Source organism: Ammonifex thiophilus, assembly GCF_003368535.1.
Classification (GTDB): domain Bacteria; phylum Bacillota; class Desulfotomaculia; order Desulfotomaculales; family Ammonificaceae; genus Ammonifex; species Ammonifex thiophilus.
The window spans coordinates 60,266-77,064 of record NZ_QSLN01000002.1; the positions used below are offsets into that span (position 1 = coordinate 60,266).

The window sequence follows — 16,799 nt, forward strand, 5'->3', positions numbered from 1 at the left end:
TAAAAAACGAAACTACTGTTTCATGAAGCAGAACCCGCCTCAACCGGAGCGCTTAGATTGGGCCTTGGCCAGAAACTTGGCCACGTCCACCAAGACGCGTTCATGTCTTCCCCTGCCTATAACCTCTACCTGGTCCCGGGCCTCCACCCGGAAGACCAGCCTTCTCCCCTCCACCTCCACCAGCTCGGCCACCGCCGTGACCTCCATGCCCACCGGTGTAGGGGCCAAATGCTCGATTTCCGCCTTAACGCCGACGGTGGTGGCCTCGGGCGGCAGAGCCCCGGCCACTGCCGCTACCGCTGCCGCCTCCATGAGGGCTAGAAGGCGGGGGGTGGCCAGCACGGGCACAGTGCCGCTCCCCTGAACGATAGCCGTATCCTCCTCCTTTACCATCCAAGTGGCTGTGCCCCGTAAGCCCACCGACAAACCCAATTTTTCTCCCCCCTAGCAATGCCGGAGTTTTAACCAGAGAAAACTACGGAGGTCGCGCAAAGTGCGCACCCCTTTTTCTTTAAGCCGCTCCCGAAGCTTGAGCCACATGTGGGCGTGGATCAGAGCATCCCCTAAAGCCGTGTGCCGCCCCTTCAGGTCAACCTCGAGATAACGGGCTATCTCGTCCATCGTGGCGTGCTCCCACCGGGCATCCAAAGCCCGGGCTACAGTCCACACGTCCAAAAAGGCCTGCTCGCTGAGCCTCCCGTGGGGCTTAAGGGCCTGATTCAGAAAGGCCAGGTCGAAAGCCACGTTGAAGCCCAGAGGAAAGCCGCGGGAAAGGTAGGTTAGAAAGAGGGGAAGAACGGCACCGAGGGGAGGAGCATACCTGAGTAGCTCGGAGCTTATTCCGGTCAGCTCTTCTACCAGCGGCGGCACCCGGCGCCCCGGCCGCACCAGTTGATCGAAAGCCGGGTAAAGAAGCTCGTTGCCGCGCAGACGCACCGCCCCCAAAGCAATGATCTCATCTCCCGCACCGGGCTTAAGCCCAGTGGTCTCCAGGTCGAAGGCCACCATCTCTACCTCTTCCAGGGGCAGGTCCAGCTCGCGCCTCCGGTTGATCCTTTCCACCAACTCCCGCAGAGCCGAGGGTCGCGGGGACCGGGCGTTCAAACGCCAGGCCATGACCAATGTTCGCCGCAAGTAACCGTAAGCCATAACCGTCCCCTCCTAACCCACCCTGAAAGCCTTGCCCGTGAGGAAGTGCAGGCGCGCTGCCGAAATTAGTGCCTGGCGCAAGGCACTCTGATCCCGGGGGCTCAAATGACGGGGATTCACGTAGTTAGAAAAGGCCTTACCTTGCGCTCGCCTTTCTAAATAGAGCCTGAGCCTCAGAGTCAGGACCGCGTCGTAGGCCCGCCGGAACTCTTCGGCGTCCTCCGCCGAGAAAACCCCCCGCTCCGCCAAAGCCTCCAGTCGGGCGAAGGTAGAGGTCTCCTCGATTTTTTCCCGTAAGGCAAAAAGACGGACACAGTCCACGAAGTGAATGAGCACCCCGCGCTTGAGATCGAGCTCGTGTTTGTGCGGGCCCGCCCTCTCGGTGACCACCTGCCGGAAGGGGCCCAGGGGTAAGCGTTTGTTAAGCGCGTCCTGAGCCAAGAGCACCAGCACCCCCGGTTGCGCTTCCAGGCCCTTAAAAACCGCTTCCCTTAAGGCAGCAGCTAGCTCGAAGCGGCCATAGACCGGGCGGAAGTCAAAGAAGATAGTCATCTTGCGTACCCAGTCCCCTGTGGGATGCCGCAGCCAGTCCCACAAGTTTTCCCGCCATTCCTTCAAAGAGCGGCACCACAGGGGATTACTGGCCATGACCTCCCCGGGGCAGAAGGAGAAACCCAGCTCCGCCAGATACTCCGTCACTTTTCTCCCTAAGGCCAGGAAGTAGGACTGAAAGCGTTCCTCCTCTCCAGAAGGGGGGTCGGCGTAAATCAGGGCGTTGTCCTGATCGGTGGGATAAAGCTGTTCCCTCCTTCCCCCGCTCCCCATGGTGAGCCAGCAGTAGCTGGCCGGCGGCTTCCCCCATCCCTCCCGCTGCAACTCCGCTTCCGCAAAGGAAAGAAGGCGAGCGGTCAGGCGGTCGTAGAGCTCTGCCACCAGCGGCCCGATTTCCGCCGCCGTAGCCCGGCCTTGCACCAGCCCCACCAGTACCCTCTCTATCTGCGGCATTACTTCCTGCAAAGCTTTGGGAGTGGAGGCCCGCTCTATCTGGGCTACGGCGCTCACCGCGTCCAGGTTCTGGCTGCGCAAAAGATCGGAAAGGGTGACGACCCCGCAAACCCGGTCTTTCTCCGCCACGACCACATGCTTGGCCTGCCGCTGCACCATACCCAGCAAAGCCTCCCGAGTGAGTGTTCCAGGAGAAAGAACCAGCAGATCCTGTCGCATCACTTCCCGCACGGTGACGCTGTCCGGGCTGAACTTCGGGGTGGTCATGGCTTTAACCAGCTCCTTTTCCGTGACCAGACCCAGTGGGCGTCCGGCAGGATCGACCACCACCACCGAGCTTATCCCGTAGCGGGTGAGCTTGTCGGCCACCGTGCTCAAGGTGCACTCGGGAGTACAGGTGTGGACAGGCGTGCTCATGATCTCGTAAAGGCGGCGGCGCAAAGGCCGCTCCTCCACCCGGCTGGCGTAGCGCTCCCTTATAACCTCCGCCCACAGCTGCCTTATCCGGTCGGCCAGCAAAGCAGAAAGAGAGAGGGCGAAAGCCGGCTCCTCGCGCATGAGGCTCTCGCAGAGCCCCCGGGAGAGCAGACAGCAGGTGGTCTCCTCCGCAGCCCGGCTGGAAGCAGGGTAGGTCCCGTCGGTGAAGAAAACGGTCTCGCCGAAAAACTCGGCCGGGGAGCGCAAGCTCACCACCTGCTCCTTCCCTTCTGCCGTAGGCACCACTAACTCCACCAGCCCGGCCACCACGAAAAAGAGGAAGCCCCGGGAAGGCTCCCCCCACCGAAAGATGTAGCTTCCCGGGGGATAGACTTCATAGCGCAGCTCTTTCTTGCACCTCTCCCACCCCTTCTCGGAAAGGACCGAGAAGGGAGGAAGCTCGCGGCAAAGCTCTTCGCGAGCGCACCCCATTTACTCGGCCCCCACCGCCAGATAAGAGCGCACCTTCTGAGCTTCAAACTTGGCCTGAGCTTCCTTATCCGGGCAGAGGAACGAGCCCAGGATGGCCACGACAAACCCTATGGGCATGGAAACCAGAGCCGGATTCTTCAAGGGAAAGATGGGAGCGCTGTGTTTCAGCACATCCACCCAGACGGTGGGGCTCAGGAAAATCAGGGTAGCCGCCGTCAGAGCCCCCACCACAATGGCCGCCGTAGCCCCTACTGTGCTGAGCCGCCGCCATACGATGGAGAGGAAAAGCGCCGGGAAGTTGGCGCTGCAGGCGATGGCAAAGGCCAAACCTACCATGAAAGCCACGTTCTGCCCTTTGAAGACAATGCCTAAGAAAATGGCCACCAGCCCCATGATCAGGGTAGCCACGCGAGCCACCCTGACCTGTTCGGCTTCCGTAGCCCGGCCGCCCTTGACCACGTTGACGTAGATGTCGTGCGAGAGGGCCGAAGCCCCAGCTAGCGTGAGCCCTGCCACCACCGCCAAGATGGTAGCGAAGGCTACCGCGGCTAGAAAGCCCAGGAAGGGAGTGCCGCCCAAGAGCTCAGCCAGCAAGGGAGCAGCCATATTCCCCCCCTTATCAACCTGAGTGATGATTTGCTTGCCCACCAGGGCTGCCGCCAGCAAGCCGCCCAGGGGGATGAGGCAGTAAAAGTAGGCGATCCACCAGGTGGCCCACAGAAGGGACTTGCGCGCCTCCTTGGCGTTGGGCACCGTGTAGAAGCGCATCAGGATGTGGGGCAGGCCCAGGGGGCCAAACATCAGACCCACACCCAGAGAGATGGCCTCCCAGATGTTGGTGTTCACCGGTCCTGGCTCCAGCATGCTCTTCCCGTACTTGGTGCCGATCTCGGCCATCAGTTTGGTCACGCTGAAATCGAACTTCGACATACCCAGGATAACCAGCAAGGTCACTCCTATAAGGAGCAGCACCGCCTTGACGATCTGCACCCAGGTGGTGGCGATCATGCCACCGAAGAGAACGTAGATGAGCATTACGATACCAACGATGAAGATGGACACCTCGTAAGGGATGCCGAACATTAGCTTTATCAAGTTTCCGGCACCGACCATCTGGGCGGTAGTGTAGGCCAGTACCGTGAGGATGGCCCCGATGCCAGCGGCTATGCGAATGGGACGGTTCTGCAGGCGGTAGGCCAGCACGTCGGCGAAGGTGAACTTGCCCAGGTTACGCAGTGGTTCGGCCACCAGGTAAAGGAGCACAGGCCATCCTACCAAGAAGCCTATGGCGTAGATCATCCCGTCTATCCCCTTAAGGGCTACTAGGCCGGCAATCCCCAGGAAGGAAGCGGCGCTTAGATAGTCGCCCGCCAGAGCCAGGCCGTTTTGGGCCGCCGAAATGCTCCGAGCTGCCGCGTAGTAGTCCACCGCTGTCCGCGTGCGCCGCGAAGCCCAGTAGGTGATAAGCAAAGAGATGGCTACGAAAAGCAGGAAGAAGAATATACCCGAAGCCGTGGGTTGCCCCAGAGAAGTAACCGGCATCTGTCAAATCCCCCCTTCACTCTTCCACTTCCTTGGCCAGCTTTTCTGCCATGGGGTCGTAGACCAGGTTGGCCCAGAAAACATAGATGGCCGTGGCCGCAAGCCCTATGATTATGACCGCCACTCCCAGCCAGAACCACAGCGAGGGCAGCTTATCTACCACCGGGCTCAAGAGCTGGCGCGGACCTCCGGCCAAGGCCACGAAAGTGTAGTAAACCACCATCACCACCAGCAGGAGCACGGTGGCCACGGTCCAGCGCAGGGAAAGCAGGCGGCGAAAGGACGGCGAGTTTACCACCTCTTCCTTCCCCTTTTTCACTACCGGACACCTCCTTCCTCCGAAGAATTACCAGACTTTTTCCGGAACGCTGTTCTGATTTTATCGGGAGGCTGAAATAGCGGCTAAGCAAGCGACTCCTAAAGGCAAAAAAGAAGACCCCACCTGTCGAGAGAGGTGGGGTCTGTTAGCCTGAGTGAAACTCGGTACCGCCGGATTACCGTTCGGGGGTCGTTTTAAACCTCTTGGTCCCCGTAGCGACGCTTAAGCTCGGCGATGACCTCCGGGTTGGCCAAGGTGGAGAGGTCCCCTAAGACCTTGCCCTCCGCTATGGCCCGCAAAAGCCGCCGCATGATCTTGCCGCTACGGGTTTTGGGTAATTCCGCCGTGAAGTAAACGGCGTCGGGACGAGCGATGGCACCTATCTTGGCCGTCACGTGGGCTTTGAGCTCCTCTTCCATAGCCTGCCAGCTCCGCTTCCCCCTCTTTATTTCGGCAAATACCTCGTCTTTCAGGGTGACGAAGGCCACTACCGCCTGACCCTTTATCTCGTGCGTCTTGCCGATCGCTGCCGCTTCCGCCACCGCCGGGTGCTCCACCAGAGCGCTTTCCAGTTCCATGGTGCTCAGCCGGTGCCCCGCCACGTTGATGACGTCGTCCACCCGCCCCAGGATCCAGAAGTAGTGGTGGCTGTCCTTGCGTGCCCCGTCGCCGGAGAAGTAGTACCACTTGCCCGGAAACCTGCCCCAGTACTCCTTGACGTAGCGTTCCTCATCCCCGTAAACCGTGCGCATCATCGCCGGCCAGGGCTCCCTAATTACTAAAAGCCCCTCCTTCCCCGGCGGCAAAGGATTCCCCTCCTTATCCACCACGTCCACCTTGAGCCCGGGTAGGGGCACGGTGGCCGAGCCCGGCTTGAGGGGGGTGATGCCGGGCAGGGCAGCGATGATATGCATACCCGTTTCCGTCTGCCACCAGGTGTCGACTACGGGGCACCTGCCCCGGCCCACGTACTGATAAAACCAGAGCCAGGCTTCCGGGTTGATGGGTTCGCCTACGGTGCCCAGAAGGCGCAGGCTGGAAAGATCATAGCCGTCCAGCCACTGCTCCCCCCAGCGCATGAAGGCCCTTATGGCCGTGGGGGCCGTGTAGAAAATGGTGACCCCGTACCGGTCGATGATCTGCCAGAAGCGGTCGGGCCGGGGCCAGTCGGGAGCTCCCTCGTAAAGGACCACCGTGGCCCCGTTGGCCAGGGGGCCGTAGACCAAATAGCTGTGACCAGTGATCCAGCCGCAGTCTGCCGTGCACCAGTAGACGTCCTCTTCTTTGAGGTCGAAAGTCATGTGTAGAGTGGTGGTGACTCCCACCAAGTAGCCGCCCGTAGTGTGGACTACGCCCTTGGGCTTCCCCGTGGTGCCGCTGGTGTAAAGGATAAAGAGCATGTCTTCGCTATCGACCTCTTCCGGCGGACAGGGAGACTCCTCTGCCACCAGTTCGTGATACCAGCACTCCTTCCGAGGATCGAGTTCTAGCTCCTGTCCTATCCGCTTCACTACCACGACTCTCTCCACCGAAGGAGCCCCTTCCAGAGCCATCCTGGCGTTTCGGAGTAGAGGTACCACTTTCCCTCGACGCCAGCCGCCGTCGGCGGTGATAAGGACCTTAGCTCCGGCGTCGTTTATCCGGTCGCGCAGAGCCTCAGCGCTGAAGCCCCCGAAGACCACAAGGTGGGGAGCTCCTATGCGGGCACAGGCCAGCATAGCAATGGGGAGCTCGGGAATCATAGGAAGGTAGATTGCTACCCGGTCCCCTTTCCCCACCCCCAGCTTCTTGAGCGCCGAAGCCAGCCGCCCCACTTCCCGGTAGAGATCCCAGTAGGTTAGTACCCGCGCATCCCCCGGCTCCCCTTCGAAAATCAGGGCCGCCTTGTTGCGCCGCCAGGTCTTGAGGTGCCTGTCCACACAGTTGTAGCAGGCGTTGAGCTTGGCGTTGACGAACCAGCGAGCAAAGGGGGGATTCCACTCTAGCACCTTATCCCATTTTCTGAACCAGTCCAGGCGCTCGGCCTGCAAGGCCCAGAAAAGTTCGGGACTGGCTTGTGCTTTGGCGTATATTTCCCGGCTCTTGACGTTAGCCTGCCGGGTAAACCTCTCCGAAGGATAGAAGATCTGTTCCTCCGGCAGAACCGCCTCACTCTGCCTGGCCATACTTTCTCTCCTCCCAACCGCATCTTGGATACAGGACCATTGTAGAAGAGCGGGAGGAGAGAAAGATAGGATTTGCCGCTGCTCAGTCGTTTTTCCCCTTTCAGCGGTCGGTTTCCTGTACCGAATGGCGGAAAGATTGTTTCGTATAGCGAAACAACCTGAGTACCTAAAATTACCGTCCCCTGCGGCCAAAAGGACGGTAGCTCTAGCGGTGGCGAATGATCCCGTGGGCCACCGTAGCCGCCAGGGCGCCGTCGGCCACCGCTGTAACCGCATCCCGCAGGCGCTTGCGGCGCACATCGCCCGCGGCCAGGATGCGGGGGTGAGAAGTGCGCATCTCCTCGTTGGTGAGGATAAAGCCATGGGGGTCGAGTTCAACTATTTGGCCGACCAGACCGGAATTGGGCTGGTTGCCGATAAAGACCACCAGCCCGGAAACCTCCAGGCAGTCCTCTTCCCCCGTCTTCAGGTTCTTCACCTTCACCCCTTCCACCCAGTCGGAACCCAGAACTTCGGTAACCACCGAATCCCATACGAAAGTTATCTTGGGCTCGGCCATGGCCGCCTCCTGCAACACCTGAGCCGCCCTTAGGGTATCGCGGCGGTGGATGACATAGACCCGGTCAGCGTAACGGGCCAAGAACAAAGCCTCCTTTACCGCCGAGTCCCCTCCCCCCACTACCGCCACCTCGCGGTGACGGAAAAGAGAAGCATCACTCAGGGCACAGTAGGAAACCCCTTTCCCCCGCAGGCGCTCTTCTCCGGGGACCCCTAAAGGGCGAGGGCCGGTCCCGGTAGCAACAATCACCGCTTCCGCCCGGATCCTGAGCCCGTTGCCGACCACCTCTAAGTGCTCGTCTATCGGCTTCACCTCAAAGATGTCGGCGGTAGTGAACTCTACGCCGAAGCGGCGAGCCTGCCCCTCCATCTCCGCGATGAGCCTGTGCCCCTCTACTCCCATGGAGAAACCAGGGAAATTTTCTAGGCGTTCAGTGAAACGTACTTTACCCCCCAGGGCCCCCCGCTCGATGAGCAAGGGACGAAGGCCGACCCGCGCAGCGTAGATCCCCGCCGTGAGTCCTGCTGGGCCTCCCCCTACTATGACTATCGACCGCTCCTCCAAGCTTCTCCCCTCCCAGTTCCATCGTCACAAGGAAACCCCATGTCCCACGCCTTAAGCACCCTGCGTAGAAGCTTGCCGTTGGGCGTCCGGGGGAGCTGAGGCAAGACCTCGAACTCCCGCGGAACCAGATGATCCGCCAGGCGGGTGCGGATGAACCGGGTAAGCTCCGCCTGCAACTTGGCGCTCCATTGGTAGCCCGGACGCAGCACGATAAAGGCCTTGACGATCTCCCCTCGCCAGAAGTCGGGCTTCCCGATGACCCCCGCCTCCAGCACCGCCGGATGCTCCAGAAGCTTGCTTTCTATCTCGCAGGGTCCCACACGCCTCTCCCCTACCTTGATAAGATCGTCCACTCTCCCTTGATACCAGTAGTAACCCTCTTTGTCGCGGTACACTAGGTCGCCGGTGAGGTACCAGGGTGTAAGGCGGAAATATTCCTGGTACCTGGCTCCGTCGCGCCATACCCCCTGAAACATGGCCGGCCAGGGAGGAAGCAAGGCCAGCTGCCCGATTTCGTAAGGGCCGAGTTCCTTCCCCTGGGGATCCAGCACCGCTACCCTCACTCCGGGCACGGGCTTCCCCATCGAACCTGCCTTGACCGGCAGACAGCGGAAATTAGCTATCATGTGTCCTCCCGTCTCGGTCATGAACCAGGTGTCGTAAACTTCCACGCCGAAAACCGTGCGGCTCCAGCGGACGAGCGCCGGGTTTAAAGCCTCGCCGACGGTGAGGATATGACGCAAGCGGTGGCCCACTGGCGGCAGAGTTTTCTCCGCCGCCATCAAAGTCCTCAAGATCATGGGAGTGGTGTACCAGACCGTCACGCCGAAGCGCCGGAAGGTCTCGTAAAAGCTCTCCGGCTTGGGTTCGCCACCGTACACGACAGCAGTAACGCGGTTAAGCCAAGGGGCCAGCGCTCCGTAGGCCACCCCGGTGACCCAGCTGAGCTCAGCCGTGCACCAGTAAACATCGTTTTCCTTGAGGTCGAGCACCCACTTCCCCGTTTGGTAGTACTGTACTGCCGCGCGGTGGGGGAGCAGTATTCCCTTAGGCTTCCCCGTGGAGCCGGAGGTGAAGAGGAGAACGAAAGGAGCTTCCTTGGGCAAAGCCACTACCTTCGGCTCGCCTACCGCTTCTCCCACCGCCCGGTACCAACTTATGACTCTTCCAGCTTCCCGCGCTTCTACCAGGCCCACCACCAGAACGTGCTCGAGTCCAGGAACCGAGCGCCAATCAAACTTGAGGCGTCCGGGAGCGGAGGTCACCAGTACTTTGGCTTCTGCCTCCCGCAGAAACTCAGCGAGCGCCTCCGGCATATACCCTTCGAATAAAGGAACGGCTATGGCCCCGCGCTTGATAATGCCCAGGAAACTAGCATAAAGCTCGGGAGCGGGAGGGCCGAAGAGGGCCACTCTGTCACCCGGCTTTACCCCCAATCTCTCTAAGACCAGGGCGAAGCGATCGGAGAGGCTCTTAAGCTCCGCGTAGGTAAAAGAGCGCTCCTTCACCCCGTCCCAAAAACGGAGGGCTATCTTATCCCCCTTTCCCCCCTGACAGTGCTGGTCCACGGCCAGGGCGGCCAAGTTGACACGGGAGGAGTTCTTTACCCCCAGCTCCTCCTCCGCCTGTTCCCAGGTAAAAGTACGGTAGGCCTCCTCGTAATCCTCCAGGTTAGGTCGAAGCATTATTTATCCCCCGCTTCGGAGCGCAGCGTCCTTGAGGGAGGTAGAAAGCGCTTCTTCCTGCTGCTTGGTGGGCCGGTATCCTAGGCGTAGTGAGATCACGTAGCAAGTTTCTCTGAGGATGTTAACCAGTCGGTTGATTCGCTCCAGAGTCAAACGGCTGGCCGGACCCGCTATCCCGATGGCTGCCACCACCCGTCCCTTGACGTCGAATATGGGAGCCGCCACTCCTCGCAGGCCGTCCGCCAGTTCCTCGGCGCTCACCGCGTACCCCTGAGCCTTTATTTTCTCCAGGTGTAGGAGCAATTGCTCGGGGTTGCTTAAAGTGTTGATGGTATAGGGTTTCAGCTCTTGCCGCCTGAGATACTCCCTTAACCGCTCCGGTGACAGATAGGCCAAGAGCACTTTGCCTTCCGCCGAGCAGTAGGCCGGAGCTTTAAGGCCCAGGTTAACTGTGATGGCCTCCGACGACTGGCACCTTTCCAGGAAGAAGACTTCGTCTCCCTCCAGCACCCCCATTTGGGTGGTCTCCCCCGTGAGTTCCGCCAACTCCTTGAGGTAGGGGAAGACCTCGCGGCGAAAGTCGAGTTGGTGCAGGTAGTTAAGCCCTAAAGAGACGAAACGCATGCCCAACCGGTAGCACTCGGTACTTTCGTCTTGCTCTACGAAACCATAGCGCACCAAGGTGGCAAGCAGGCGGTGGACCGTGCTTTTATGCAGCCCCAGCTCTTTGCCCAGGCGGGTAACCCCCAATCCTCCGGGATTGGTGCCCAAGGCTTCCAGGATGGCCAGGGCGCGCTCCACCGAATGCACAGCGTACTCTTTTTCCCGTTTCTTCTTTGCCTTCACGCGGGAGCCACTCCCTTGCTCCTTTTTAACGAGAATTATAGCACTACCGGCTACCGGAGAACAGGTAGAGGCGGGCTCCCGAGGAGAGCAGGAGAAGGCACTTAGAGCCGGAAGCGCTCCAGGCGCAGGATTTTGCGTAGCTTCTTGGCCTGCCGGCGAGAAAGGGGAATGCGGGTACGCTCCGCATCGCTGAGAATAAGATCGTAGGTTCCCTTGGCCAGCGAGACCACTTCGTCAATCCACTTGAGGTTCACGATGTAGCAGCGGTGACTGCGGAAGAAGCCGAAGGGGGCGAGACGCCGTTCCAGCTCGTTGAGCGTAAAGCGGGAAAGGTAGGTGCCCTGCTCGGTTTTCACCAGGCTGCGCTTGGAGTGGATGCTACAGTAAACTATCTCCTGCACCGGTATAAGCCTTATTTTCCCTTCCGGCGTGATGCCGGAGATGTAGCGCAGGGTTTCCTCTCGCTCGCCCCCGTCATCCGCTAGGCAGTTCCACAGGCGCTGCCCGAAGCTTCCCCAAAAACCTCCCCCCACACTACCTCCCTCCTCAAGTCCCTCCTTGGCCGACGTAGGACACCAGATCCAGCACCCGGCAGGCGTAGCCCCACTCGTTGTCGTACCAGGCCAGCACCCGCGCCGAATGCCCCTCTACCACCATGGTGGAAGGAGCGTCTACCACCGCCGAATGGGAATCGCCGATGAAGTCACGGGAGACTAGAGGTTCCCAGCACACCGCCAGGATGCCCCGCAGTCCGTTGTTTGCCTCTTCTTCCAGCGCAGCGTTTATCTCCTCCGCCGAGGTCTTCTTGGCCAGCTCCACCACCAGATCGAGCGCAGAGACGTTCAGAACCGGAACCCTGAGAGCCATGCCGTCGAGCTTTCCCGCCAGCTCCGGCATAACCAGTCCGATGGCCTGAGCAGCACCGGTGGTGGTGGGTATGATGGAGGCTGCTGCAGCCCGCCCACGACGAGGGTCACGGTGGGGCATGTCGAGCAACACTTGGTCGTTGGTATAAGCATGCACCGTATTGACCAGCCCCCGCACCACCCCGAATCTCCGGTGCAACACCTTTACCACCGGGGCCAGACAGTTGGTGGTGCAGGAAGCGCTGGAAAGGATGTGGTGCCTGGTGGGGTCGTAACTCCCCTCGTTTACTCCCATGACCACCGTTAAATCCGCATCCTTGGCCGGGGCGGTGATGACCACCTTCCTGGCTCCTGCCTCCAGGTGAGCAGAAGCTTTTTCCCGGCTGCGCAGTCGCCCGGTGGCCTCCACCACCACCTCCACTCCCAACTCGCCCCAGGGGATGCGAACCGGATCGGCCTCGGCAAAGACGGAGACAGTTCTTTCCCCTACCACCAGCGCTTTCTCCTCCCCCCTGACCGGCAAAGGCAACACCCCGTGCACCGAGTCATACTTGAGGGCCGTGGCCAGGTAAGAAGTGAAGCCGGGGCCTGGCGGTAAGCGTCGAGAGTAATGGTTGACAGCCACTACCTCGACGTCCGGCCGGTTCAAAGCCGCCCGCAAAACCGCCCGACCTATCCGGCCAAAGCCGTTAATGCCTATCCGCGTTACGCCCACAAACCTCTACCCCCTTCCCTGCTTCTTTAAGCGCTCTTATGGCCTCCTCTACTTTGTCGGCCTTGAATACCGAAGTGCCAGCCACCAAGATCTGTGCTCCCGCCTCTACCACCAGGGGAGCGGTAGCGGCGTCTATTCCCCCGTCGACCTCGATCAGCACTTGCTTCTCTTTTGCCGCTATCATACGGGCTAGACGTGCGATTTTGGGCACCACCTCGGGGATAAATTTTTGCCCCCCAAAACCGGGATTGACCGTCATCACCAGCACCACGTCAACCAGAGGGAGAACCTCCTCCACCATAACCGCCGGGGTGCTAGGGTTGAGGGCCACTCCCACCATTGCCCCCCGTTCCTTGAGGCGGGTGAGCAACCGATGCAGATGCACCACCGCCTCCACATGCACGGTTATGAGGTCGGCTCCGGCAGCCAAGAAATCCTCTGCGTAGCGCTCCGGCTGCTCGATCATCAGGTGGACGTCGAAAGGAAGGCGGGAGTGCGGTCGCAAGGCGGCCACCACCTGTGGTCCGAAGGTGATATTGGGAACGAAATGGCCGTCCATGACGTCCAGGTGCAGAAGGTCGGCCCCCGCCGCCTCCACCCGCGCCACCTCCTCCCGCAGGCGGCCGAAATCGGCCGCCAGCAGGGAAGGTGCTACCTTCACCGCCACCTAGGCTTCCCCTCCCGCCGCCGCCCTGGCCTTTTTGGCCAACCGGAGGTCGATGAAGCGATCCCGCAGTTTCTCCATCACCTGGGGCATGGTGGTGTATTCCATCTCGTCCAGGTGCAGGCGGTGCGGTTCGAAGGGGCCCAGCCGCCTGAGATAATCGGCGATCTCCAGCGCCACCCGGCGCGCGTTGTCGAAGGCCGGGTCGCTGAAGAAATCGTTAGGCCCGATGAGTTTGCCGTCAGCCAACTGGAAGCCCAGGGCTACTACACGGGGAGGACCGTCAAAACGGGTGGGGCGGGCGTCATCCATGCTCACAGGCATAAGAGGCCCGCTGTGCGAGCCGCGCATCCAGCCCGAAACCAGGTGGGGGAAGGCGAAGGGTTCCAGCACTTCTCCCACCGAGGGATAGCCGTTCTGGCAGCGGACGATGCAAACAGGATCGTCCTTGCCCACGTAGCGCCCCGCCAGGAGGTTGAGCCGCTGGGTACTGGAGACAGCCGCTATCTCCCCCGTGCCCCGGTGAAAGACCCTTTTGATGGCGTAGCGGCCGGGTGCACCGATAAAGACCAGCATGTCGTAAAGATCCTCTGGAGCGTTGAAGATGATCTTTTTGTCCTCGATGAGATCCCTTACCTCGAAAGCGAAGCCGCAGTGCATCTTAGGATCGATGATGAGCCCGATGGTGTTGAAGGGGTCGGCGAAGATTTTGTAGAGAGGCAGGTTCCAGGCGCCGGGCTCGGTTTTATCGGCCATCAAGACCACCACCGGCTCGCTCTCCCGCTCTTCCACCTCCATTTCCGCCACGCCCGGCCCCAGCCCCTTGACGTTGCCGGAGAAGGCATCAGCTAAGAGGTCTTGCCCCGCTCCGTAGAGCTTGAGCTTCTTGGCTACCTCCGTGCAGGCCACGAAGGTGTCCCAGGCCAGCTTGTGGATCTCCCCGTTGTTGCGCCCGTGTTCGTGGGTCATGATGAGCACCAGGTCGTCACCCACGTGAGCTACGTAGTGATCGATGAGCAGGGGATGTTTCTCCAAGCAGGCGCGAGCTTTTGCCTTAACCTCGGGATGCACTGCGCTGTGCCCCACGAAGCCGCCTATGTCGGCCTTGATCACGCTAAGTGTCACTTTGGCCATTTTTACCACCCTTTCGCTTTATGATCTTCTCGGCGGCCTCTACCACGTTATCCGCGGTGAGGCCGTAGTGATGCAGGAGCTCCTGCGGCTTGCCCGACTGGCCGAAGGTGTCCCGCACTCCCAAGCGAATCAGGGGTACCGGGCACTCCTCCGACAGCACTTCGGCCACCGCACTCCCTAAGCCTCCGATGATGCTGTGCTCCTCCACAGTCACCACCGCTCCCGTGCGGGAAGCCCAGTGAAGCAGGGTTTCCTGATCCAGAGGCTTCAGGGTGGAGACGTTCAGCACTGCTGCTTTGTACCCCCTGCGCTCCAACTCCTCCGCCGCCTCCAGGGCCACCTTCACCATGTGGCCGCAGGCAGCCAGAGTCACATCATCCCCTTCCCGCAGCACCTGAATCCGGCCGATGGTGAAAGGCTGGTCGGGAGGGGTGATGAGGGGCACTGCCGGCCTCCCCAGGCGGATGTACACGGGACCCTCCCACTCCGCCGCCGCCAGGGTAGCCTGGTAAGCCTCGTGCGCGTCGGCCGGCACCAGCACTGTCATACCCGGCAGAGCGCGCATCAAAGCTAGGTCGTCTATGGCCTGGTGCGAAGCCCCGTCCTCCCCTACCGTGATTCCACCGTGGCTGGCTCCTATCTTGACGTTGAGGCCCGGATAGGCCACCGACTGAAAGATCTGGTTGTAGGCCCGCTGGGTGGCAAAGATGGCGAAGGTAGAGGCAAAGGGGATGAAGCCCGACGCCGCCAGACCGGCCGCCATGCCGATAAGGTTGGCCTCCGCCACACCGGCGTTGAAGAAGCGCTCGGGGAACTCTTTGGCAAAGCGGACGGTCTGGGTGGACTTGGAAAGATCGGCGTCCAAGACCACCACCCGTTCGTTGCGACGGCCGAGCTCCACCAAGGCCTGGCCGTACCCCTCGCGGGTAGCCATGGGTTTGGTCATCTTCTCACCTCCCCCCGAGTTCTTTCAGAGCCTGGAGGCCTTGCTCTTTGGTGGGAGCCACCCCGTGCCAGTCCACCTGGTTTTCCATGAAGGAAACCCCTTTTCCCTTGACGGTGTGAGCAATGATGGCGGTGGGCTTCTGGGCATAACCCACCCTTTCCAGGGCAGGAACTATCTCTTCGAAATTGTGGCCGTCAATCTCGATGACCGACCAGTTGAAGGCCCGCCACTTAGCGGCCAAAGGCTCGAGCGCCATGACTTTCTCCGTCTCCCCGTCGATCTGCAGCCGGTTGCGGTCCACGATGGCCACCAAGTTGTTAAGGCGGTAGTGCCCCGCCGCCATGGCTGCCTCCCAGACCTGCCCCTCCTGGCACTCCCCGTCTCCCAGGAGAACGAAGACCCGGCAGCCGCTGCCCCGTAGCTTGGCGGCCAGCGCCATACCCACCCCCACCGACAGGCCCTGGCCCAAGGAACCGGTGGACATCTCTACTCCCGGCACTTTGCGCATGTCCGGGTGCCCCTGCAGAGGGGAACCCAGACGCCTCAAGCTCTCCAGCCAGGAGACGGGGAAAAAGCCCCTCTCGGCCAGGACCGCGTAAAGGGCTGGAGCGGCGTGTCCTTTCGAAAGGACGAACCGGTCACGGTCGGGATCCTGGGGGTTTTCCGGGTCGATGCGCATGACCCGAAAGTAGAGTGCGGTTAAGATATCCACCGCCGACAGCGACCCGCCAGGGTGCCCCGAGCCGGCGTGCATCAACATGCGGATGACGTGCTGCCTTATAAGGCTGGCCTTGCGCTCGAGTTCCCGGTACTCCCCGGAGGCGTTGAGCTTAGCCAACAGCATACCTCTCCCTCCTTCCCACCTCCTGCCGTTCCGCCAATATCTCCTCTAACCGCAGCACCAGCAGGGTCAACATGAGTTGGTAGGGAGTTACTCTTGCTCCGCCACCCGCCCTTGCCAGCACCGCCTCTGCCCGCAGACCCACTCCCCGCAACAGCTCCTCGGCTACTTCGTAAGGCAGCTCCTCCTCGAAAGAAAGCACCTGCATCTCCCGGCCTCCCACCCACTCCCGCACCAGTCCCTTGGCCGCAACTTTCTGGTGGAGGAATTTGAACCAGGAGTGGGCCACCGGCTCCTTAACCTTCACGCCGATCTGGAAGGACGAGTTGACCGTCACCGGGTAGAGGCAAACCACCAAGTCGGTGTAGGCCAGCTGCGGTTCCACGAAGTTACGGATATCCCACTGCCGCTGCCGGATCTCCTTTACCACCTGCTCCACGGTGTAGCCCCGCACCGAGGCGTCCCGACTGATCTTCCAGTGGATCTTCAGCTCCTGGTGGGTATCGTAGTAGATTCTGAGATCGTACATATCGGCCGCCACTTTAAAGCAGAAAGGATGCAGCCCTTCTACCAAGATGAAGGGGCGGGGTTCCACCCACACCGGGTCGCCGAAGTCCCCCGTTTCGTGATCGTAGACCGGGCGCAGGACCCGCTCCCCCGAGCGGAGCCGGTAAAGGTGCTCGATGAAGAGGCCCAGGTTGTTAGCCCGGTGGTGCAGAGGGGTGATCCCTACCAGCTTGCGCTCTTGCCGGTTGAGAGAGTGGTAGCCGTCAAGCTCAATGATGCTCACCCGCTCAGGACCCAGGAGCTCTTGTAACTTGCGCACGAAAGTGGTCTTCCCTGCCCCGCTATCACCCGCTATACCCACCAGCACAGGTTCACGCCGCATG

General features: G+C 60.9%; 16 protein-coding genes. All 16 read right to left on the bottom strand.

The genetic code is table 11. From position 1 onward, the window contains the following. Window positions 1-39: 39 nt before the first annotated feature. The 16 genes from DXX99_RS02640 to DXX99_RS02715 all read right to left on the bottom strand — a co-directional run bounded on the left by DXX99_RS02640 (window position 40) and on the right by DXX99_RS02715 (window position 16,798). A complete protein-coding gene (locus DXX99_RS02640) occupies window positions 40-432 on the bottom strand; it encodes a thioesterase family protein (protein WP_115791967.1) in 393 nt (130 codons plus the stop codon). Window positions 433-444: 12 nt separating this feature from the next. Further along, window positions 445-1,149 (bottom strand): 3'-5' exonuclease, encoded by a 705-nt coding sequence (locus DXX99_RS02645; RefSeq protein WP_115791968.1) that lies wholly within the window; start codon window positions 1,147-1,149, stop codon window positions 445-447. Between the two features lie 12 nt (window positions 1,150-1,161). Then, on the bottom strand, window positions 1,162-3,063 hold the full coding sequence (locus DXX99_RS02650; protein WP_115791969.1) for a DUF294 nucleotidyltransferase-like domain-containing protein: 1,902 nt from the start codon (window positions 3,061-3,063) through the stop codon (window positions 1,162-1,164). Beyond that, entirely contained in the window at window positions 3,064-4,605 is a 1,542-nt protein-coding gene (locus tag DXX99_RS02655) for a solute symporter family protein (RefSeq protein ID WP_115791970.1), read from the bottom strand. A 16-nt stretch (window positions 4,606-4,621) separates the two neighbouring features. Further along, complete coding sequence (locus DXX99_RS02660) at window positions 4,622-4,924, bottom strand: DUF485 domain-containing protein (RefSeq protein ID WP_115791971.1); 303 nt, start codon at window positions 4,922-4,924, stop codon at window positions 4,622-4,624. Window positions 4,925-5,118: 194 nt separating this feature from the next. After that, a complete protein-coding gene (acs, locus tag DXX99_RS02665; protein ID WP_115791972.1) occupies window positions 5,119-7,089 on the bottom strand; it encodes an acetate--CoA ligase in 1,971 nt (656 codons plus the stop codon). A gap of 205 nt (window positions 7,090-7,294) precedes the next feature. Beyond that, window positions 7,295-8,212, bottom strand: a complete 918-nt coding sequence (locus DXX99_RS02670; RefSeq protein WP_115791973.1) for an NAD(P)/FAD-dependent oxidoreductase — start codon at window positions 8,210-8,212, stop codon at window positions 7,295-7,297. Beyond that, window positions 8,194-9,897, bottom strand: a complete 1,704-nt coding sequence (locus DXX99_RS02675) for an AMP-binding protein (RefSeq protein ID WP_115791974.1) — start codon at window positions 9,895-9,897, stop codon at window positions 8,194-8,196. The genes DXX99_RS02670 and DXX99_RS02675 overlap by 19 nt, the downstream gene beginning before the upstream one ends. A gap of 3 nt (window positions 9,898-9,900) precedes the next feature. Further along, window positions 9,901-10,743 (bottom strand): IclR family transcriptional regulator, encoded by an 843-nt coding sequence (locus DXX99_RS02680; protein ID WP_115791975.1) that lies wholly within the window; start codon window positions 10,741-10,743, stop codon window positions 9,901-9,903. 101 nt (window positions 10,744-10,844) lie between these two features. After that, window positions 10,845-11,276, bottom strand: a complete 432-nt coding sequence (locus tag DXX99_RS02685) for a LytTR family DNA-binding domain-containing protein (protein ID WP_205664618.1) — start codon at window positions 11,274-11,276, stop codon at window positions 10,845-10,847. Between the two features lie 13 nt (window positions 11,277-11,289). Beyond that, window positions 11,290-12,324 (bottom strand): type I glyceraldehyde-3-phosphate dehydrogenase, encoded by a 1,035-nt coding sequence (gap, locus tag DXX99_RS02690; RefSeq protein ID WP_115791977.1) that lies wholly within the window; start codon window positions 12,322-12,324, stop codon window positions 11,290-11,292. Next, window positions 12,299-12,985, bottom strand: a complete 687-nt coding sequence (gene rpe, locus DXX99_RS02695; protein WP_205664622.1) for a ribulose-phosphate 3-epimerase — start codon at window positions 12,983-12,985, stop codon at window positions 12,299-12,301. Before rpe ends, gap begins: the two co-directional genes overlap by 26 nt. A 6-nt stretch (window positions 12,986-12,991) precedes the next feature. Next, window positions 12,992-14,122: a fructose-1,6-bisphosphate aldolase/phosphatase gene (gene fbp, locus DXX99_RS02700; protein WP_115791979.1), complete on the bottom strand. Its 1,131-nt coding sequence runs from the start codon at window positions 14,120-14,122 to the stop codon at window positions 12,992-12,994. Further along, the gene (locus tag DXX99_RS02705) at window positions 14,103-15,068 is read right to left on the bottom strand and encodes a transketolase family protein (protein ID WP_115791980.1); all 966 of its coding nucleotides are present in this window, start codon (window positions 15,066-15,068) and stop codon (window positions 14,103-14,105) included. The genes fbp and DXX99_RS02705 overlap by 20 nt, the downstream gene beginning before the upstream one ends. A 4-nt stretch (window positions 15,069-15,072) precedes the next feature. Continuing rightward, the gene (locus DXX99_RS02710; protein WP_115791981.1) at window positions 15,073-15,912 is read right to left on the bottom strand and encodes a transketolase; all 840 of its coding nucleotides are present in this window, start codon (window positions 15,910-15,912) and stop codon (window positions 15,073-15,075) included. Continuing rightward, a complete protein-coding gene (locus DXX99_RS02715) occupies window positions 15,899-16,798 on the bottom strand; it encodes a phosphoribulokinase (protein WP_115791982.1) in 900 nt (299 codons plus the stop codon). Before DXX99_RS02715 ends, DXX99_RS02710 begins: the two co-directional genes overlap by 14 nt. Window position 16,799 lies beyond the last annotated feature (1 nt).